At 65.1% G+C, this 241-nt stretch carries 1 protein-coding gene; it reads left to right on the forward strand.

Features of this window, described 5'->3' with window-relative positions:
* Window positions 1–241 (forward strand): hypothetical protein (locus L9G74_RS24600; RefSeq protein ID WP_238899000.1); only part of this gene is annotated, 241 nt, incomplete at both ends.

Here is a 241-nt window from a genome sequence, read left to right on the forward strand (position 1 = left end):
GTTCCTGAAGGCTCGGCTGCTCTGCTCTGCTCCGGAGCAGCAGCTGCACTTCAACCGCCTGCAGGCCGTGTTCACACTGCCCGGAGACCGCTGGCAGGAAACCGCCTTCTTCGGGGTGTTCCAGGCGCGGTGGGGGGACGTGGACGTGTCGGCCGTGTGCCGCTACCACATCCTGGAGGTGAAGAAGGCCTTCGAGGGTCCCTATAAGGAGTACCGGGAGCAGGCACAGAAATGGGGCCGG

The organism is Shewanella electrica (assembly GCF_022321485.1).
In the GTDB taxonomy this organism is placed as follows: Bacteria; Pseudomonadota; Gammaproteobacteria; order Enterobacterales; family Shewanellaceae; genus Shewanella; species Shewanella electrica.